General features: G+C 28.7%; 25 protein-coding genes. 3 read left to right on the top strand and 22 right to left on the bottom strand.

Going from position 1 to position 20,100, the window contains the following annotated elements; genetic code table 11:
- Positions 1-256 precede the first annotated feature (256 nt).
- The 7 genes from B5X81_RS24365 to B5X81_RS28535 all read right to left on the bottom strand — a co-directional run bounded on the left by B5X81_RS24365 (position 257) and on the right by B5X81_RS28535 (position 3,565).
- Positions 257-475: a hypothetical protein gene (locus B5X81_RS24365; protein ID WP_079495632.1), complete on the bottom strand. Its 219-nt coding sequence runs from the start codon at positions 473-475 to the stop codon at positions 257-259.
- Positions 454-879, bottom strand: coding sequence for a hypothetical protein (locus tag B5X81_RS24360; protein WP_170917595.1), 426 nt, complete (start codon positions 877-879; stop codon positions 454-456). Before B5X81_RS24360 ends, B5X81_RS24365 begins: the two co-directional genes overlap by 22 nt.
- A 337-nt stretch (positions 880-1,216) precedes the next feature.
- Entirely contained in the window at positions 1,217-1,384 is a 168-nt protein-coding gene (locus tag B5X81_RS24355) for a hypothetical protein (RefSeq protein ID WP_456298924.1), read from the bottom strand.
- Positions 1,385-1,416: 32 nt separating this feature from the next.
- Positions 1,417-1,875, bottom strand: a complete 459-nt coding sequence (locus B5X81_RS24350; protein WP_330397449.1) for a VOC family protein — start codon at positions 1,873-1,875, stop codon at positions 1,417-1,419.
- The gene (locus tag B5X81_RS24345) at positions 1,872-2,237 is read right to left on the bottom strand and encodes an MmcQ/YjbR family DNA-binding protein (RefSeq protein WP_079495630.1); all 366 of its coding nucleotides are present in this window, start codon (positions 2,235-2,237) and stop codon (positions 1,872-1,874) included. Before B5X81_RS24345 ends, B5X81_RS24350 begins: the two co-directional genes overlap by 4 nt.
- A gap of 60 nt (positions 2,238-2,297) precedes the next feature.
- Positions 2,298-3,200 carry a helix-turn-helix transcriptional regulator gene (locus B5X81_RS24340; RefSeq protein WP_079495629.1) on the bottom strand — a complete coding sequence of 301 codons (903 nt, stop codon included), beginning with the start codon at positions 3,198-3,200 and terminating at the stop codon, positions 2,298-2,300.
- 185 nt (positions 3,201-3,385) lie between these two features.
- Complete coding sequence (locus tag B5X81_RS28535; RefSeq protein WP_208985132.1) at positions 3,386-3,565, bottom strand: hypothetical protein; 180 nt, start codon at positions 3,563-3,565, stop codon at positions 3,386-3,388.
- Positions 3,566-3,928: 363 nt separating this feature from the next.
- Here B5X81_RS28535 and B5X81_RS24330 point away from each other — a divergent pair, with 363 nt between their 5' ends.
- On the top strand, positions 3,929-4,213 hold the full coding sequence (locus tag B5X81_RS24330; RefSeq protein ID WP_079495628.1) for an aspartyl-phosphate phosphatase Spo0E family protein: 285 nt from the start codon (positions 3,929-3,931) through the stop codon (positions 4,211-4,213).
- A 169-nt stretch (positions 4,214-4,382) separates the two neighbouring features.
- Here the strand turns inward: B5X81_RS24330 and B5X81_RS24325 are convergent, their stop codons facing one another.
- The 5 genes from B5X81_RS24325 to B5X81_RS24305 form a co-directional block, all read right to left on the bottom strand.
- Positions 4,383-4,817: an L-2-amino-thiazoline-4-carboxylic acid hydrolase gene (locus B5X81_RS24325; RefSeq protein WP_079495627.1), complete on the bottom strand. Its 435-nt coding sequence runs from the start codon at positions 4,815-4,817 to the stop codon at positions 4,383-4,385.
- Positions 4,818-4,894: 77 nt separating this feature from the next.
- On the bottom strand, positions 4,895-5,593 hold the full coding sequence (locus tag B5X81_RS24320) for an RNA polymerase sigma factor (protein ID WP_079495626.1): 699 nt from the start codon (positions 5,591-5,593) through the stop codon (positions 4,895-4,897).
- Between the two features lie 261 nt (positions 5,594-5,854).
- Positions 5,855-7,270 carry a S41 family peptidase gene (locus B5X81_RS24315; protein WP_170917594.1) on the bottom strand — a complete coding sequence of 472 codons (1,416 nt, stop codon included), beginning with the start codon at positions 7,268-7,270 and terminating at the stop codon, positions 5,855-5,857.
- A gap of 65 nt (positions 7,271-7,335) precedes the next feature.
- Positions 7,336-7,890, bottom strand: coding sequence for a helix-turn-helix domain-containing protein (locus B5X81_RS24310; RefSeq protein ID WP_170917593.1), 555 nt, complete (start codon positions 7,888-7,890; stop codon positions 7,336-7,338).
- Positions 7,891-8,111: 221 nt separating this feature from the next.
- Positions 8,112-8,789 carry a hypothetical protein gene (locus tag B5X81_RS24305; RefSeq protein ID WP_079495624.1) on the bottom strand — a complete coding sequence of 226 codons (678 nt, stop codon included), beginning with the start codon at positions 8,787-8,789 and terminating at the stop codon, positions 8,112-8,114.
- A 549-nt stretch (positions 8,790-9,338) separates the two neighbouring features.
- On the opposite strand from B5X81_RS24305, the gene B5X81_RS24300 reads away from it, so the two are divergent.
- Together B5X81_RS24300 and B5X81_RS24295 are read left to right on the top strand one after the other, a co-directional pair.
- Entirely contained in the window at positions 9,339-10,082 is a 744-nt protein-coding gene (locus B5X81_RS24300) for an ABC transporter ATP-binding protein (protein ID WP_330397448.1), read from the top strand.
- Positions 10,075-11,721 (top strand): putative ABC transporter permease subunit, encoded by a 1,647-nt coding sequence (locus B5X81_RS24295; RefSeq protein ID WP_079495622.1) that lies wholly within the window; start codon positions 10,075-10,077, stop codon positions 11,719-11,721. Before B5X81_RS24300 ends, B5X81_RS24295 begins: the two co-directional genes overlap by 8 nt.
- A gap of 203 nt (positions 11,722-11,924) precedes the next feature.
- Here the strand turns inward: B5X81_RS24295 and B5X81_RS24290 are convergent, their stop codons facing one another.
- The 10 genes from B5X81_RS24290 to B5X81_RS24245 all read right to left on the bottom strand — a co-directional run bounded on the left by B5X81_RS24290 (position 11,925) and on the right by B5X81_RS24245 (position 20,037).
- Positions 11,925-12,674 (bottom strand): sulfite exporter TauE/SafE family protein, encoded by a 750-nt coding sequence (locus tag B5X81_RS24290; protein ID WP_079495621.1) that lies wholly within the window; start codon positions 12,672-12,674, stop codon positions 11,925-11,927.
- 172 nt (positions 12,675-12,846) lie between these two features.
- Positions 12,847-14,766, bottom strand: coding sequence for a BglG family transcription antiterminator (locus B5X81_RS24285; protein WP_170917592.1), 1,920 nt, complete (start codon positions 14,764-14,766; stop codon positions 12,847-12,849).
- A gap of 68 nt (positions 14,767-14,834) precedes the next feature.
- Complete coding sequence (locus tag B5X81_RS24280; protein WP_170917591.1) at positions 14,835-15,653, bottom strand: PTS system mannose/fructose/sorbose family transporter subunit IID; 819 nt, start codon at positions 15,651-15,653, stop codon at positions 14,835-14,837.
- Entirely contained in the window at positions 15,646-16,431 is a 786-nt protein-coding gene (locus B5X81_RS24275) for a PTS mannose/fructose/sorbose/N-acetylgalactosamine transporter subunit IIC (RefSeq protein ID WP_079495619.1), read from the bottom strand. The genes B5X81_RS24280 and B5X81_RS24275 overlap by 8 nt, the downstream gene beginning before the upstream one ends.
- Positions 16,432-16,449: 18 nt before the next feature.
- A complete protein-coding gene (locus B5X81_RS24270; RefSeq protein ID WP_079495618.1) occupies positions 16,450-16,935 on the bottom strand; it encodes a PTS sugar transporter subunit IIB in 486 nt (161 codons plus the stop codon).
- A gap of 14 nt (positions 16,936-16,949) precedes the next feature.
- Positions 16,950-17,369 carry a PTS sugar transporter subunit IIA gene (locus B5X81_RS24265; RefSeq protein ID WP_079495617.1) on the bottom strand — a complete coding sequence of 140 codons (420 nt, stop codon included), beginning with the start codon at positions 17,367-17,369 and terminating at the stop codon, positions 16,950-16,952.
- A 222-nt stretch (positions 17,370-17,591) separates the two neighbouring features.
- Entirely contained in the window at positions 17,592-18,659 is a 1,068-nt protein-coding gene (locus tag B5X81_RS24260; protein ID WP_170917590.1) for an SIS domain-containing protein, read from the bottom strand.
- Positions 18,660-18,845: 186 nt separating this feature from the next.
- A complete protein-coding gene (locus B5X81_RS24255) occupies positions 18,846-19,178 on the bottom strand; it encodes a DUF1292 domain-containing protein (RefSeq protein ID WP_208985131.1) in 333 nt (110 codons plus the stop codon).
- A gap of 347 nt (positions 19,179-19,525) precedes the next feature.
- A complete protein-coding gene (locus B5X81_RS24250) occupies positions 19,526-19,837 on the bottom strand; it encodes a hypothetical protein (RefSeq protein ID WP_079495614.1) in 312 nt (103 codons plus the stop codon).
- The gene (locus tag B5X81_RS24245; RefSeq protein WP_079495613.1) at positions 19,828-20,037 is read right to left on the bottom strand and encodes a hypothetical protein; all 210 of its coding nucleotides are present in this window, start codon (positions 20,035-20,037) and stop codon (positions 19,828-19,830) included. Before B5X81_RS24245 ends, B5X81_RS24250 begins: the two co-directional genes overlap by 10 nt.
- Positions 20,038-20,100 lie beyond the last annotated feature (63 nt).

Raw genomic sequence — 20,100 nt, 5'->3', positions numbered from 1 at the left:
GTTGTGAACTTACTTTTTCTTCCCATAAAAAATACTCCTCCTTATAGCGAACAGTTTTATTATTTTAACTGTCTACTATAAGGGGAGCATATCATATATTGCACTATGAGGCTTAAAATATATGAAAAAACTTTGAGGCTATTGCTCATCTCTTTTTAAGAAAGCTGTCATACAGTGAACTGAACTTATTCCCTTATACTCTTCCTCCATGGCTATTCTATTTGCATTTTCCATGAATTTAAGAATCTTTTTTCTTCTATACTATCTTGTTAAAATACTCCTGGGTAACTCCTAATTGTTTTTTTAATATTTGCCTCCAAAGGTGATACTTAATTTCACCGGATCCCTTTGATACCTTTGTTCTCCTTATTGTTCCATCGACTTGAACTTTTCTATAAAAATAATGGTCAGTATCCTTATACAATTCCCAACCATCTCTATCACAAAATCTTTTTAGCTCTTTCCAACTTGGCATATAAAACTTTCTTTAAGCTTATTATCATCTTCAATTAGGAGAACTTTTAATATGCTTTTCATTTGCTTTTTTCTATTTAAGTCACTTGACCAAAATTCTATATCCTGATAATATTCAATAGAATATTCTCTTAAATCCTTCACCAAAGAGTCTATAGCTTTTTCTTCATCTTCTTCATTAACTATTAAATCAAAATCTTCCAAAGCCAGAGTAACTGAGTTATCTTCTTCTATATATTTATTTACAATAAAGGTTACATCTTTGACTAATTCTATAGCCATTTCTATACTAATTCCCATAAAATAATCTCTGGAACGTTTTACAAAGATAGGCTTAGTTCTAACAATTTCATCTATATATCCACCAAAATTTTTTCTCATATCCGTTGCATTAATAGCTATCAATGAAAGCACCTCCTTTTTCACCTCCATTATATCACAACATAATTTTATGTACACTATGTATTTTATGTACACTATGTATTTTTTATGAAAGATATTTTAAAAATCAACAAGAACATAGATTCACCATAACAAAAAATCCTCCTTACCAAATTGGATACAGAGGATTTCTTTTCTTCCTTATTTCATTACAAAGGATCGAGCTTTATACATTTTTTGAGATTAATCGTCTAATGAAAAATTTTCTGCTTTTTCATTTTCTTTATCTACTACTACAATTGTGGCTTTTTTATTTTTATTATAATAAACTTAATATAGATTTTAAATCATCTTTTTGAGTTTATTTAAACGCTCGCAAAATATGTGGAGTGATATGCGGTAATTTATCCTCATTATACTTGTTGTACTTCTTAACAAGATTTTTCAATATAAAGTAGTAATCACTTGATGTTTTAGGATAGTCCTTTCTATTAAGAAAGAGGAATTCACTATATCCATCAATCTCCACACGTTTACCTTATTCAAGAGACAAATAATTGTCTAATCTATAACCAACATATCATTCTCATCAAATTCCCAGCTTGCTCCATATGCTACTTCCCAATAATATCCATCGGGGTCTTGAAAGTAACCGCCATATCCGCCCCACTCAGTAGATTGAGGGTCTTTGATGATGAATCCACCAACCTCTTGAACATGACTCATTAATAAGTCTACTTCTTCTTTAGATTTCATATTACATGCAAGTGTGATTCCTGAAAACTCTGTTTGATTAATGACTGGGGGATTATTTTTATTGATATCTTGCGCAAGATATTTAATAGGGTAAAGCTCCAATTTCGTTCCTTGATTATTAAAGAAAACAATGGGTGCACCTCTATTTGCAGTTGTTTGAAATCCTAAACTTTTATAAAATTCTAGTGAACGATTAATATCTTTCACACCTAAACAGATTAAATTAATTCGATTCATCATTTTAAGATCAGCTCCTTTTTTCAATCAATTCCATTCATCTCATTAATGACAACCTTATCCTTTTTGGAGAGTTTTTGATAAACAAGTTTATATGATGTATAAATCATTTCTTTAATATCATCTTTTGTTAATTCATCAGTGTCCATTTTGATTGAGTTCCAATGAACTTTGTTTGAGTAATAACCAGAAGTTACATCATTATATTTTTCACGCAAAATGATATTGTCTTGTGGATTTCCTTTTAGAGTAATTCTTACAGAACTAAGCATTCCAAAACATTTACCGAGTAGGGAGAAATAATAACATTCCCAACTATCCCTATAATAAACATCTGCTCCTTTTAATGATTCTGCATATTGGATATATTCTTGTAGTAGTTCATCCATAAATAGAATCCTCCTCCCTTATTTATCTTTGAATTCATTATATCAAAATAAACATGACAACTATGTGTCATGTTTATAAATTAATTGCATTGAATGAATAATATTCATGAGTTCTTCTTTTATTTCAATAGGGCTAATAACTTTAACTTCCATACCGAAACTTAAGAGCCAAGACAATAGATAATCCTTATTGGCAAACCAACGTTTAAATCTTAATTTGACATCTATTTCGGTAAATGAATCATTTCCATACTCATCAACAAGTTTTGATTTCTGTGAAATATTAAAAATTGCATCAAGATGGTAATTTTTTTGGTCAAGATATGAATAATTTGCCTGCGAATTGAAGCTAATGACATCTTCAAAAGAACAACGAGGTTCGCTACTGACATGAAGATTATCCATTCGGTTTAGTTTAAACATTTTCAGAGTGGTTTCATTATCTTTAACTGCTTTTAAATACCAACTACTCCATTTGAAGGTAATTTGGTACGGTGAAACACAATTCGGATTTGATGATTCATTCTTATAATACATAAAAGAAAGTTTTTTATTTTCTGTAATAGACTGTTTAATCAATTCAATTTTTGGGATTAGACTTGTTCCATACCAAGAGGATAAATCAATATCAATAACAGGAACTTCATTGTCATTATTAGAGATACGATGAAGAAGGCTGAATAGTTCATTTGATTTGTGTACACTATCGAGTGCATTTATCCCAGCAAGTAATAATAATTTTTCATCTTTGGTAATATAATCAATTGGAAACCGATAGGACTTATCAATTGTGATTCCACCACCGTGTCCTTGTATTGACTGTACTGGAACTCCAGCAATTAATAATTTATCTAAATCTCTAAGGATAGTTCTTTTGGAGACCTCAAAGATGACTGCCAATTCATCAGCAGTCATCTTCCCGTTTTCAATTAATAGAATGATGATTTCAAATAGTCTATTCATAAAAACTCCCCTTTTAATTGATATTATACCATACCGATTTAGCAGAGCTGGAAATCATTAAGAATTTAAAATCACCAAGTTTAGATAAAATTTAATCCGATTTTAAAAAATAGAAGTTATAGCAATAATATTTGAAAGGGCTTACATCATATTTCAATATATCTGTAAGCCTTAATTCTAACTATCTATTCAACAATCCTCCAGTTATTCCCGTTCTTTTCTAGTACCAAATCAAACTGTGATATTTGTGTTGCTTTGGTTTTTTCAATTTTTTTAGCCTTCGTAACCTTCCTATCAACTTCATGCTGGGCATTATTTGGTTCTTTATTCAATAAATTTCTATCAAAACATAAAAGACAATTCAATATAGCTATGGGACTGCTTTTAATTTACAGTGCAATTTCTATATCTGGTATTACAGATTTATTTTATAAATGAAAATTTTAAATATTATTGCATTTTTCACCAAAAATAGTATATAATCTATGTAGAGGAAAATTAAAAAGGTCGCCATGTCTTATGAGTGTTGGCCCACCCATAAGCTCATGCAGGTACACAGACTACCTACATGAATAGCGTAAAGCTATCATCGCAACCTTATGTTATTATATAATAATTACCACTTTTTTTCAATAACATGAAGTGCGCATGTAGGGATTCTATAGCCTAGCCCTGCTGTGCACTTTTTTAATTTTCCTCTCAAAAAAACTTTTGAGAGGAAAATATATATGCCTTACAATGATTCAAAATCAAAAAAATGTGGGGGATGGTCTGCAGCTGATGAACATAATAGCAGCAGCCAATCCTCTAGTCTTTCTGAAAAAGAAGAAAATGATGACAATAAAAAAGAACTAAAGAAAATAAAGGATTCCATAAATAATATGCGATATAAGATGTATAAAACAGCTAAATTTAACGCAAAAGAAAATATTGTCATCACCGATGAAACGGTAGAAGTTAGTCAAGAGCTTGATATAATCATTGTAGAATATTACAGAAAAAATAAGATATAGGCAAAATGAGAGAATTAGACAAATAGAGGAGATCATAGCCATCTCCTCTATTTCCTACTTTATATTAAAATTTACTACCTTTTATTCCTATTACAAACTCCTAATACTTTATTTATAAACTCCAAAATTTAGGATTTAAGTTTTTAAATATCCTATTCAATACTTTGTTTTACCTGCTAACTTTAACTTTACATTTTTCCCCTTCCCATAAAGTTTCACTAACTTTAAATTTCAACTTAGGATCAATCCCCTTAATCATCCCTTCCATTGGATGCAAACAATACATATTACATGGAGCTTCTGTACCCATTTTTTTAGCATATGTACATAGCTTACAACTCTTTGAATTAGCCTCAAATCCATCATTACAGTACTCTAATTCCCAAAATGCACAATTAAATATATCACTTAACCTTTTAAATACATCTTCAGGCTTAGTAATTCCAAATTGTTCTGCTCGTTTCTTACCGGTTATCATTTGAATTTTTCTCTTCTCCTCAGTAACCTTGTTTAAAACCCCTTGCTTTGTAAAATTATAGATAGCATCAACCAAGGAACCAATATAAGCATTTTCTAAAATTTTTATTCTCATTTCCATATCCATAACATAACCTCCAATAATATTATTTTATTTTTTCTTTCACTAATATTAGTGGAGATATTTATATCTTTGTGACATTATTATATATAATTTTTCCAAAAGTTTTTTTTAGGGAGTATTTTTTCTGACTCTAAAAGAAAATTAACTTTTCCTATTATTTTTCTTATTTTCTCATATTCTTTATTAAGGTTTATCTCCTTCACTAACTTTTTCATTCTACAATCACATTTTCCCTTGGGGTTATATAGAATACATTGGTCATTAAGAAAATTTTTTAACTTGTGTCTTATTCTAGATACCATCTTTCTAACTGCTGCTTCTTCTTTGTTAAATATAAAAGCAATATCCTTATATTCTAATTGTGCCATATCTTTAAATAAGTATATCAATCTTTTTTCGTTATCCAAACAATGTAACATTCCAGTTATGCATTTATCACACATTTCTTTTATCCAAATTACTTTGTCATAGTCTATATCTTTAGGAATTTCTAATTTCCCATTCCTAAAATAATTAGTTAAAAACCTTGTTGTATATTTTTTTTCCTTAGTACAATAGCTAATTATTACTCTACGTGTTACTGAATATATCCAAGTAGATAATTTTGAATCTCCTTTAAATGAATTTATACTTTTAATTATTTGTATCCATACTTCTTGAGCGGCATCTTCGGCCATACTAGGATCTTGGATCATCCTTCTACATATGGATGAAACCATATCACCATATTCTTTTGCAATTTCATCAAATGATATTTCTAAAGAATTATCTACCTCCATTATATATTCCTTCTTTCATAAATAAATAAAATAATGTGCCTTCATAATATATTAGCAGGTTTATTTACATCTATACTTTTCTTCTCTTATATCTTTATTTCATATTAACTTATAAATTTTATAATTAAGGAAATTGCATAACTATTATTTGGCAAAATTGCATATGGGAATATTATCCTTAATTTAATTATTTACAATTAACTATATTCCGATGGTATATATCTTAAGATTTTGAAACTATATATTATGCAATTTACTCAATTAATAGCTCTTTGATTTAATTATTTCTACAGCAATATCGAGAGCATCTTTTTCAATATCCTTTTCATAATAATCTGGAAGTACACCTCTTTTAGTATCTAAACCATTAGGTCTTGCAAGATACTGAAAAGATACACCTGTTAATAATTTAGTATTAGGTAAATTAAAACTATATGAATTTGTATGACCTGTTGCTAATCCACCTGTTTCTTCTCCAATCAAATATCCTATATTGTAATCTTTAACTATTGAAGAAAGCATAGTAGCAGCGGAAAAAGTATTATTTCCAATTAAGAAATATGTATCTCCATCAAAAACAGGTTTTTCTGTAAAACTTCTTGAAGCCTGAATTTTATATGCTTCATAATTTTGTCCAATATTCTTTCTTAATTCTTTTATTTGTTCTTCATTCATCCAATGATTTTTTTCGTAATGATCTACTATTTCTTCGGTTATCTTGAAAGCATATTTTCCTATTCTTTTATATTTACCATCATATATGTATTCTATAAATAAATCTCCTAAAGTAGCATCTCCACCACCATTTTTTCTTAAATCTACTACTAGTTCCTTTATATTTTTATTATTAATATCTTCAAAGGTACTATCTAAGAACCCTTTAAAACTGTCAAAATCAGTATTAAAAGAATTAATCTCTATTAAAGCAATATTTTCATCTATAACCTTATATTCATACATTTTACTTTGAGTATCATTTTTTTTGTTTTCTAGGAAGCTTATACACTCACTATTACTTATACCTTTTAAATTTAACTTAACTTTATTATTATTAAAATCCATTAGTTCTAAAGTATAGTTATCATTTAAGTCATTATTCAAATAGTATAATGCCTTAAAATTTTTAGAAATACATGTATTTCTATATGCCTCTTGTTTTCCAAAAACATAATTTTTTACTTCACTATATATTTCTTTTCCGGCCTTTGAATTTATTGATAGAACTTCACAACCTTTATATTTATCAAAATTTTCTTCAGTCAAAATATTATCAATAAATAGCTTTTCTTCACTCACATTAATTTGTATAGGAATTAAATTTGCACTCAACTGTAATTTCTCTATATATGAATCAGGTAAGGAAATTCTAGTATGACCATCATTAAGCATTGATATGATTGGAACAATTCTTTTATAAAATTCTAAGTCACTAACTGAATTATCCATATTATTCATCATACTTTCAAGCTTTTCTTTTATCTCTTCTTTATTAGAATCAAAATATAGATTAAAGTGTATTTTTTCTAGCTTATTAAATAAAAATTCAACATCTTCTTTTATTTCCTTTTTAGAAAATGAATTTTCCTCTATATCCACAGCATATGCACATATAGAGCTAGCTGCAAACATGCTTATAATTAAAGTAAATAAAACAGTTTTCAAAGAAAATTTTCTCATTTTAAATATCCTCCTTTTAAATATCCTCATAGCAGTGTCTTCTAGTTTGTTTTTTTAAAATTAATTTACTCTGGATAATATATAACCATACTAGCCCTTGTTAAACCACCTCCCGAATTATGATATGAATGGGGCCTATCCGCTCTAAATCTTATTGACTCTCCTTTTTTTACTGTATACTCTTCATTTTCTACTCTAATTGTAATCTCTCCATCAAAAACAATAATAAATTCGTGGGTTTCCTGTCCATGGGGCTCAGCGCTTAAATATCCACCTTTTTCTATCTCTATCCCATACACTTCAAATCTCCTTCCATCCTCATATGGAAAAAATGGATATGCTTTATACTTTCCATTATCCTCGGTCAAGGTTTCTATATCTTCTTTTGTTACTATAACTGTATCTGATTGGGGCTGATTTATAAGAGAAGCAAATGACACTTTAAGCCCGTTTGCTATTTTCCATAAGGTAGTAATTGTTGGATTCGACTCTCCTCTTTCAATTTGTCCTAGCATGCTTTTACTAACTCCCGTCATTTGTGCCACCTTATCAAGACTCACTTTTTTATCTTCACGAATACGTTTTAAATTCATTGATATAACCAAATTTAAATTTTTCAAAAAACCACATCCCCTTACTAATTGTTATATCGCCCATAATATATCATAAATTATACTGTGCTTTTAAATGTACTTTTCATATATTATAGCATACATTGAATTTAATATCCTTTCTCTTCATTAAATCAATATGACTTAAAAAATATCCACAAAAAAGAGCTATCTTAACAATCAAAAGATAGCTCTTTAGATAATACTATTTCATCAAAATCACTACATAATTATTTTTCACTTCTATTTTTCCTTAAAATCTTACGCATCTCATTTCCTTGCTTTTCTGATATTATATTGTCTTCAATCATCTTATTTATTACGCTTTTTTTGTTTTTCCTATTTTCCTTAAAGTATAACCGTTTTTCTTCCCTTGTCATATCTTCAAACTTATTAAATTTTTCAGCTTTATATTTATCTATATATTCTTGGATTTCTTTAGATTTTGTTTCTGTAATTATATTTTTGTTTACCAACTCTTCTAATGCTTGGTTAAATTTTTGCTTTCTAAAACCTTTTATCCTATCCTTCATAGCATTAGCTTCTTTGTCTGTAATTACTTTTTTTTCATTTAAAATATTTATTATACTGTATATCCTATGCCCTTTGTATTTCTTATTTGCTCCTTTACAGCAAGAACCCCTTTTTTCTTGGTTATACTCTTTATTAAATTGTTCATTTATTTCTCTTGATCTTTCCTTAGTTATCTCTTTTTCCTTTACTAAATCTTCAAGTATCCCTTCAAATTTCTTTTGAACAAAATTATCTTTATTACACTTGTTCAAAACTATTTTTTTATAATTATCCTTATCTACTTCATTTGCAAATGCTGTAATTCCCATAGATAATAAAATACTCACAACAACAAAAGCTACAACAGGCTTTTTACATATACTGTTTTTCATCATATTAAACTTTCATCTCCCTTTTAAGTTTTGTTGTTGCATATATAGTATGTGCAAAATTTATGATTATTTTGTGATGGAAATATGACTAAATATTTAATTTAAAGCCATGTTATAATATATAATTTTTAGTTAATTTTAACTTTTTAAAAAAGAAATCCTCCTTACCAAATTGGATATAGAGGATTTCTTTTTTTGATTGTTTCATTACAAACAATCAATCTTTATATATTTTAGGGGGGAATAATTCTATAATATAAATCTTTCCACTTTTTCATTATGTTTTTCTATAGTGAAACAAATTTGAAATAAAATAATGAAAGATTATGGATTTTTTATTTCAAATTTAGTAAATCCTAAAGTCGTTTATCTTTAACTTGCATTTAAAGTATACTGCTAATATATATACAAGCTATATATTAGTTGTAAAGAAGTTGTAAAACTTATAAAATTTAAGTTCAATATATTTTTTTTATAGAATGTTTTTGCTATAATTATAAAAGTATATGTATAGGTTATACTAAATTAAACAGTAAAAACTCCTAGTATATTATGAAAGGAATGTGCCCTATGATAGAAATTTCAAATGTTACAAAAAGCTACAATGGAAAAACCAATGCAGTAGACAATATAAATCTAACAATAAAAGATGGAGAAATATTTGGTTTTTTGGGACATAATGGGGCTGGTAAAACAACAACTATAAAAATGATAACGGGAATACTAAATCAGGATGAGGGAACTATACTTTTAAATGGAATAGATATAAAAAAGGAACCTTTAAAAGCAAAAAAACAATTTGGATTTGTTCCCGATAGTCCAGATATGTTTTTAAAACTAAAGGGAATTGAGTATTTAAATTTTATGGCTAATATATATGAAGTTCCAAAAGAAATAAGAAAAGAAAGAATAGAAACTTTAAGCAATAGATTCAATATAGCTGATGCACTTGGAGATAAAATTCAAACCTATTCCCATGGTATGCGACAAAAAATAGTTATAATTGGAGTACTTATACATGATCCATCTATATGGATATTAGACGAGCCTTTAAGTGGATTAGATCCTAAATCATCTTTTATATTAAAGGAAATGATGAGAGAGCATGCAAATGCTGGAAATACTGTATTCTTCTCTACCCATGTTCTAGAAGTAGCAGAAAAGCTTTGTGATAGAATTGCCATAATAAAAAAAGGAAAAATTTTATTCTGCGGAAGCTTAGATGAACTAAAAAATAAGATAAAAGAAAATGATTCCTTGGAAAAAATATTCTTGGAGATGACCGAAAATGAATAAAATCTATCTATTAGCAAAAACTTTCTTGAAAAATAGACGTAAAGAAAAGTATAAAAGGAATAATAAAATATCTTCCTGGTTATCAAAACTACTTTTATTTGGATTTCTTATATTTTTAGGTATTCCTTTAATCGGTTTTATTTCTGAAACATATGATTTTTTGGCCAGTATAAACCAGCAAGGGCTTTTAGTTAATATAGCATTTTCTATAGCAACAGTTGTAATCTTTGTCTTTGGTATATCATTTGTTTTAACGACCTTCTATTTCACAAAGGATATAGATATATTACTTCCTCTCCCCTTAAAACCCTATGAAATAGTAAGTGCAAAATTTATTACGGTTTTAATATATGAATATTTAACAGAGCTGTTAGTTTTAGGTCCTCTGCTGGTAGTCTATGGCTATAAAGGTTCTTTAGGCTTAGGCTATTGGACTATTAGCATTGTAATATTTTTAATATTACCAATAATCCCTTTAGTATTAGCATCGGTGCTAAATATGATAATAATGAGATTTACTAATCTAGGTAAGCATAAGGATACACTTAAAACTATTGCAGCAGTCTTTTCTCTCATAATAGGTATAGGAGTAAATATATTATATAGAAGTAATAAGGTAAGTAAAGAAAAAATGATAGAAATGCTTACCAGCGGGGATAATTCTTTAGTCGGAATTGTAAGTACAATATTTCCTACCACTAATTGGGCAACCTACTCTTTAATAGGAAAATCAATCAGTGAAATAGCCTTAAATTTAATTTTATTTGTTTTAGCAAGCGCATTATCTATAGCAATATTTATATTTGCAGCGCAAAAACTTTATTTTAAAGGTGTAATTGGAGGTTCTGAATCCTTTGCCAAAAGAAAAAAATTGGATAAAAGACAAATTGAAAAGAGTACAAAACAAAGTTCAAAATTTAAAGTTTATACATTAAAGGAAATGAAAATATTATTTAGAACTCCAGTTTTTTTAATCAGTTGTGTTATATCAAATCTTATTTATCCAATATTGTTAGCAATTGGAATATTCACAAATATTGACTCCTATTTTTCAATGGCAACCATAAGGGGATTTTTTGCAAACAAGGAATTTGTAGGTATAGTTATAGCCATGAGTTTTGCTATTGCATTTTTTATAGGAGGCAGTAATAGAGTAGCGAGTACAGCTATCTCAAGAGAAGGTCAAAATATGTATATAAATAAATATATTCCCATGAGCTATAAGGAACAAATTTTCAGTAAACTTTTTTCAGCTATTATCATAGACATGATTAATATTTTATTAATTATATTAATACTTATTTTCATGGTGAAAATTCCATTAGTCATGGCTGTATTTATACTTATAGCAAGTCTGCTAGCTAATACTATAAGCAGTAGTATTGGTATAATAATTGATATCAATAATCCCAATCTTAGCTGGGATAATGAGCAAAAAGCTGTAAAACAAAATCGTAACACTTTTGCAAGTGGAATAATTTCTTTAGTTATGAGTGGACTAATTACATTCTTCACCATAAGGTTTAAACCAGACTTAACCATAGCATCTATATCTATAGGTGCGATTTCGTTGTTTATTATCACATCATTATTCTATTATATATCTACAAAAGGACAAAAAGCATATTCTAAAATATGATAATTATAGAAAAAACAAAAGGTAATATCAGGGATTTTAATATTTCATTTGAGTAATTTTAATAAACTTGTTTTTTCCTTCGAGTTTATATAAAAAAACGAGTTTATTACATAAACAAAAAGGAAATATTAAAATCCCTTAAATTCCATCTACCATTTTTGTATTTGGATTTATATTTTTAAAAAACTGCACACAAATTCTCATTAAACAAACATGAATATCCCAGAAATCAATAAAGCACCGTATACAATTTTATTAAAGGAGCTTCCATCTATTCTCTTATGTGCCATATTGCCAAGAACCATACCTACTATTAAAAAAGGAATCATCCAAATAGTAAGATTTATAACTTCTTTAGTCATTATTCCTATCATAAAATTCTTTATTATCACAACGCTATTTAACGTAATCCATAATGCACTTAATGTTACCCTGAAATTACTTTTATTAGGCAGAGCTTTTGTGGCATAAATTATAATAAAAGGCCCTCCTGAACTAAAAGCCCCATGTATAACTCCTCCACAAAACAAGCAGAAATTCAATAGCCATTTTCCTACTTTACTCCCATGATTAGGAGAAACATTATCTTTTTCAGGCATAAAACTTATAATTAATCCTCTTATTGAAACAATTAGCATGAAAATACCTAATAATATTTTAAGGGGCGTTTCAGGCAAAACATCAAAAATCCTCATTCCTATTGGAAGTCCCAAAATAACAAAACCCAATATCTTCAGATATTCTTTAAATATGATTGACTTCCAATCAATTATTATTATATAAAGAGCCAAAAGCCACCCTATAACAGTCAGTACTGGAACAGTTATTTTGACCCCTGTAATTGCTATACAAAAGGGCAAAGCTAAAACAGTACATCCAAATCCAGTTATTGCTTCTAAAAAATGGGCTATAATAATAACTAAACCAAATAATAATATCTCTATTATACTCATATATTATAACTCCTTCATTATTGAAAATTTGTCTTTATACATTACAATATATAGTTCAGCATAGTCTTATGGAATTTATCTGCAGCTTATAATATATTTTTTACAAATTACAATTTATAGCAAATAGAAAATACTTTTACATTCATCGCCTCTAATATGAAAATATTAATTTTTAATACTCGAGAATGTCCTTCATAAATGATTCATAGTCTTTTTTATCTATTAAATCTTTAATTTTTTCCTTATCAGAAGCAAATTTAGAAAAAAGGTCGCACAATATAAAAAGATCCTTATCGCCGTCTTTCTTTGTTTTTATTAAGAAAAAAACCTCAACTATACTTTTTTCCCATAGTATAGGCTTTTCTAAAACAACAATAAGACATACTTCTTTATGGCATACTTTGTAAAGATCCTGAAGATTTACAACCCTGTTTCCTATTTCATGGGATACAAAGGGCATTTTACTAAGCTCCTTTCTTTTAGCTACTTTCAGTTCAATAAGCTTAGTATATATTTGCTTAAGTATTTCTTTTCTTGAATTTCCCTTTATACCGGTTATTAAATAATCTTTACAGAAATATTTATCAATATCTAAAGAATATAATTCTCTTCTCCTAAGGTACTCCTGAACCTTTTCAATATAAGCCCCTTCTTCTATAGATACTTTATGCTTAAATAGCTCTGATTGTATATTGCTGGTAGACACTAGAACATCTATTTCTGAACTTTTTTCTTCAGCTTCTTTTACCGTATTAAAAGTTATAATCGATGTTTCATTAAAATTAAAGTTCTCCCTCAGTTCATTCTGATACATTATAGATTCTGCCCTTCCCCTGGAGCTGATGAAACCTATTTTAAAGGGCTTCTTTTTCTTTAAATTAAAAAGTGCCATATTAAAATAAAATAATAAATACCCAAATTCATCTAGTGGAATGCTTACTTTATAATAGTTCTCTATAACATCAACGGCTGAAACAGTAACCTTGGTTGCATAAAGATATTTTCTTAGATTCTCATGTATTACTGGGTTTCTTACTATAAGATTATTTCTTATTCTTTTTATCATTTGAGGTATGTGAAGCTTTAAGTACTTTCTTAAGGTTTTATCCCTAGATATATCTATGTCAAAATTATTATAAATTTCTTTAAATACTTCATCCAATACAATTTCTACATCTATATAATTAGTAATCTCTTCTTCCTTGCTTACTATTCTCTTGCTGTCTATATTCATATAAATATATGCTATTTCTTTTCTACTGAATTTAGATTCTAGCAATTCTTCAAGTTCTTTTATATATATGGTTAATATTCTATACAAGGGTTTTTTAGATATTCTCTGCTCAACATCCTTTGAAACTTCTATCTCATGACCTTTTCTATTTCTAATTGATGCAATAAATATGTGTATTGAGATATTCTTTATTGAAAAATCTGAAATAAGTATATTACTTTTTAAGGATACTTCCCTTACAGTATTTTCTATTTTTTGAATTTTTTCTACGCTCAGTTCCAAATCTTCCATATCTCTATTCATATATTGGTTTATAAACATCATTTCATTATGGAATATATATTCAGATATACAAAGTCTCTTATTAAGCTCTGGTCCCATTACAGTTATACCATAATAAGGCTTCGATATTATCTTTAATTCATACTTATTAAGAAGCCTTTTCACTTCTTTTATATCTTGATCTAAAGTGGATATACTTACATACAGTTCTTTAGAAAGATCTTCAAGTTTTAAATAATCATCCTCTGTGAGTATCTTTCTAAGAATATAAAATACTCTTTCATAATTATTTTTATGTAATTTATCCATAAATTTAATTTTATTTGATGAATTTAATTCTTCTAAATAATTTAAAAAATCCTTATCTCTAATTATGATTCTATAGCCTTTTCTGCTACTGCTTACTATTTCTAAAAGTTCTTTTCTAAATTTTCCTCGTATTCCCTTTATTTCATATTTAATAGTTCTTACGGATACATTAAGTATTAATGAAAGCTCTAGTGATGTCAGTGTTCCTTTTTTATAAAGGCTGTTAATTATAATTATCTGACGTCTTGTAAGATCATATTTATCCATAAAATCCTCCTGTAAATAGTGCTGCATTCCAAGTTGAATACAGCACCATTATATCACAGAATTCTTTTTTACATTATACCTAAAAAAGCTCCAATAACCCCTACAGCAATAGTTATTAAAAGTAAAGCTGTTGATTTTCGTCCCTTCTTAAGAAGCCAAAACATAAATAATGTATAAAGCAGAGGAAGCATCAGAGGAAAAATTTGATCCAAATACTGTTGCAATTGAAAATTCGTTCCCCCTATATCAAAGGAAAGCCCCGTTTGAAACTTTACCATAGATGCACTCATTGCTCCTATTACCATAAGCCCTACAACCGTTGCTCCTTTAGATATCTTATTCATTATCCCTGAGTCACTGGCAGTGCTTAATAGGTTTGTCCCTAATTTATAGCCAAATACTCCACCATAATACCTAACAAGTAAATGTGGTATATTGAAAAGCAGCAAGAACAAAATTGGTCCTAAAAGATTTCCTTCATTTGCAAGTGAAAGTCCTATCCCTACTGCTATTACCCTTAAAGTTCCCCAAAAAAGTGAATCTCCAATTCCTGCCAATGGACCCATTAGTCCTACTTTAACACTATTTATAGTTCCAACGTCAAAATTTTTATCTTTACTTGCCTGTTCCTCCATGGCTGTTGCAACTCCTGTTATTGATGTAACTATATGAGGAGTTGTATTAAATATAGCAAGATGCCTTACAAGAGCTTCGGCTCGATCTTTCTTTGTCTTATAAAATCTTTTTATTGCAGGCCACATACCTATGGCAAAACCAAGACTTTGCTGACGTTCATAATTATATGAAGCTTCAAGTAAAAAAGAACTTAAGAAAATTTCCCTATAAAGCTTTTTCTCTTCTTTTGTAGCTTTAGCTTTTTTAATCATCAAACAATCCCTCCATATCATCATCTATTGCATTAGAAGCCTTTAATCCGCCTGGGCCTTTATCCATCTCATAAGTTATAATAAATGCTAGTACTAAACCCATAATAGTGATTGCAAGTATAGGAAGATTCATATATGAAACAAAAATAAATCCTAGTAAAAAGTATAATATATTTTTCATATCCATCATTGGTTGTAAAAGTAGTGCAAATCCTACTGCCGGCAATAAACCTCCTGCAGCCTTAAGGCCGCTCATGATTACAGCTGGTATACTATTAACAAATGCTTCCACAGCAGTAGAACCAAATAGTATAGCTGTAAAACCTACTACAAAATACATAAGAGATTGAAGAAGTAATCCTCCTATATTAAGGGTAACAAGTCCTTTTATATTTGCATTTTCTGCTAATTTTACTGCAAAATCCATAAACCAGCTTCTTACAATAAATACGATTACTTTAAGTGATTGGGCAAGTATTGCTATTGGCAGTGCCAATGCTAGAGCCACCTCTGACCCTTCACCTGTTGAAATTGCAAAGGCTGTACCTAATCCTGCACCAACTAATACATCCGGTGGAACGGCACCTCCTATTTGAATTGCCCCCATAAATATAAGTTCTAATGATGCACCTATCATTACTCCAGTTTTAACATCCCCTAGCACTATTCCTATTACCGAAGATACTACTATAGGTCTTATTACCATAGGTGTTCCAAGGATTTTTTCTAAAAACCAGAGCATACCTAGTACTAATCCAACTAAAAATGCTATCTGCATATATATTTCCTCCTTTCCCTAAAATTTTACTTTGTTTCTTAATGGTTCGTAGGCTTTTTTGTTTTCTGAAGGCACCTGCCTTACTTCTATCTCTATTCCCATTTCTTTTATCTTATCTAAATACTCTATATCTTCTTCTGATACAAATACTGCCGGTGAAAAAGAAACCTTATCATCCTTTTTCTGCATGCCACCTACATTTAAAGAAGGTCTTTCATCTATTAAGTTTAAAACATTATAGGCGTCCTTTGGTTTTGAAACTATTACAAATACCTTCATCCTATTTAATTTCGGATTTTTTAAAAGCTTTGCAGCATCTTCAATAGACCTTACAGCAAGGCGAACTCCTTCTGGAGTTGAAATCTTCATAGCTGTTCTTCTCACATTATCCTTTGATGCGCCATCATTAGCTATAACTATAGCATCATAGGAAAGAGCAGATTTCCAGCTATATGCCACTTGTCCATGGAGCAGTCTGTCATCTATTCTCATTTTTACAATCACTTTTTATACCTCCTCTAAAAATCAAAATCGTCTTCTACATCTTCCTTTAATGTATCATTCACAAAGATTATTTGTTTCCTTGTTTCCTCAACTATACTTCTAAGTTTTTCATCTGTTACATCTTCTTCCTGAAGCATTAGCACCTCAAGGAGAATTGAAAGGTTTAAACCTGTTATCAGCTTTACCTTTTTCATATCTACATTAGATAAAGTCTTTTGGTTTACACTACCACCAAACATATCTGAAACTATTATAAGCTTGTCCTTATCTAAATCCACAGTTCGAATAAATGAATTCAGTTCTTCTTCAAATGGTGTATCTTTTGTATATGCATTTATAGTATATAAATTGTCCTGTTTACCCATTATTATTTCCACTGAATTTTTTATTCCTTCAGGAAACCTGCCATGGCCTACTAATAATACCTTTAGCATCTCTTATTTCACCTCCCAGCACAATATACTTATAAAATGAATTTTATTAAGATTGATTTCTATAGATATGTGACTTAGAAACTAAAAAAAGGATTCTCAGCGGTTACTGGAGTTAGTTAAATTTCTTAATCACATATCTATAGTTATGCTATATTAAACTCAAAATAAATTTTGCTGAAATATCTACAATTTGATAACTCTAATTATTTGTTAATAAGATCATTATAGGGACTTTGTTATATAGTTGTTTATCTCTGAATGAAGTCTTACGCTTAAATCTCTTCCTTTATCTACTGCCAGCTTATAAGCTAACACTTGAAATACTGTTATAACCTCTAATGGATAAAAGTTTTTACTCTTAACCTCTATATTTATATCTGTATCTCTGGCAATATTATTTCCAACAATTATGGAATTATTTCCTATTTCATTATGAATAAAGTCTGCTATTTTAATAGCCTTATCACTATCTGCACCAGCTTTAGATATAAGGAAATATCCAGTTTCATCATCAAAGGCATTTTGTGGTCCATGTATAAGTTCTTCTATTTCGAAGCTGTTTGTAAATACCGGAACCATCTCCATAAACTTTATATCTGCCTCCATAGCCACAGGATAAAGATCAGATGTTCCAGAGAATATAAATTTCTTAAAGGTTCTTAGTGGTAATGGACTCCCAGAATACCACTTAATAACTTCATCCATTATATTCTCCAAATTATTTACAGCCAATAGGAAATCTGAACCATAAGCAGTGTAGTCATCACAACTAATATTTCCTTTGATTCTTAAGATATTTAAATATAACATATAGAGTATTCCACAGGTAGCAGAGTATCCTATAGTTCTATAGATATACTTTTCACCTCCTGTTTTCATATCAATAACTAATGAAGCCTCCTTTGCAATAGGAGAATCAAGATCTTCTGTTATCGATATATTCATCAGGCCCTTATCTTTTACAAGCTTTAATGAGTTATACACAAGTCTAGTTGTCCCAGTTTGAGATATAAACAAATACAAAATATCCTCAGATAGAAGATTTTTATTGAAATAATTTAAAAATAAATTTGGATATATTATATCCACTGGAATATTTAATATCTTCTCTCCAAATAACTTTGTAGTAAATGCTCCATTAAATGAAGTACCCGACGCCACCACTACTATTTTATTAATTTTTTTATTTCCAACATATCCTTTAAGTAGTTCAAATAAGTTCTCTCTGCCCTCATAAATATCTGTAAGCCTTTCTGGAATTTCTTCTATACAATTTAATAACGTTTTCATCATTTACCTCCTTACTTATAATTATAATTTTTTACTAAAAACCCTCAACTTTCATTTTTGCATCAATATTAGTGCAAAATAAAAGTTGAGGGTTTTTAGAAATCATTATCATAATCATTTTAAAATATTACCAAAATACAAAAAGATTCAATCTTCTTGTTATATTTCAATAATGAACAGTTTATATTATTCACATAAACTCAAAAAAGCCTCTGATGCTAAAGCATATTCTTCGTCTTTTTCTATTTGTGATATCATTGGGCCTTCTTCGCTTTCTTTATATCCATATAAATAAACATCTTCCCCACCTTCAGGAAGTAGTGCAATATACTCTTTATCCTTTATTTCAAATATGGCCAATACTTTGCACGCTAATTCTGTCCCATCACCCAGTGTTAAATATATCATCTCTACCTCATGGTGGGAATGCCCTCCACAGCCACATCCACATTCATGCTTTTCTTCAGCATGATGATCATTACATCCACATTTACAATCATGATTTTTCTCATTATTCATCATAAATCCTCCTATAATTTATTTTAGTATTTACATAAACATCCCATATCCTTATATTTCTCTAAATCTATAGATTCAGAAATCCTCAAAAACACTGGATATTTTGACACCCATAAATTAAGTTTTACTATGGAAAATATATACTTTAAATTTAATTATTCATATATACCCAAAATTTAATGTAATAAGTCATTAGTTCAATAACAAAGTTAGTTAAAGTTTAATAAATTTTATTTGTAAGTATAACATGAAAAAAGAACTATCTCAATAATTTAAAGATAGCCTTCATTCATAAAAACATATGTAAAAAATTGTAAAACTTAATATTGTTTTAAACAAAATCGGATTTAATCATCCAATATAAATCTTTCTACTTTTTCATTTTCTTTATCTACTACAATTACAGCTCTTTTATTTTCATCATACTGAAAAGTAAAGAAAAAAGAAAGTGACCCATTTTGTTCATTTATTGATTTCATTTCTTCATCTCTATTTCCTAAAAAAGTATAATCTTTTCCCAGTAAATTTGTTTCTTTCACAAAATTCATGGCCACTGTTTTAGCTTCATTATAGGTATAATTTTGATAATCTTCACCTTCTGCCATTCCAGTATTAGATTGTAAATCCAATAATTCATAATCAGCAGTTATTAAAGCCATACTAAAAAATCTAAAAGAAAATCTAATAAAGATTTTAAAATTCCGTCACGCCAACTCTTATAAATCCCCAAACCAAAAGATAATGCACCAACTATTGTAAGTGGTATCCCTAATGCTGCATTTGTTCCTTCTTGAAATGCAAAGTAAAAACAAACTACTCCTGCAGCTATAAATAATAAGCAAGATATCATTTTTCTCATAAAATATGAGCCTCCTATTAGTGAACAATTATTTGCAAGTGAAATTATTATATTATCAAATAT

The organism is Maledivibacter halophilus, from assembly GCF_900167445.1.
GTDB lineage: Bacteria > Bacillota > Clostridia > Peptostreptococcales > Caminicellaceae > Maledivibacter > Maledivibacter halophilus.
The sequence above is the reverse complement of the archived record's forward strand: the minus strand, read 5'-3'. Positions and strand labels throughout refer to the sequence as shown.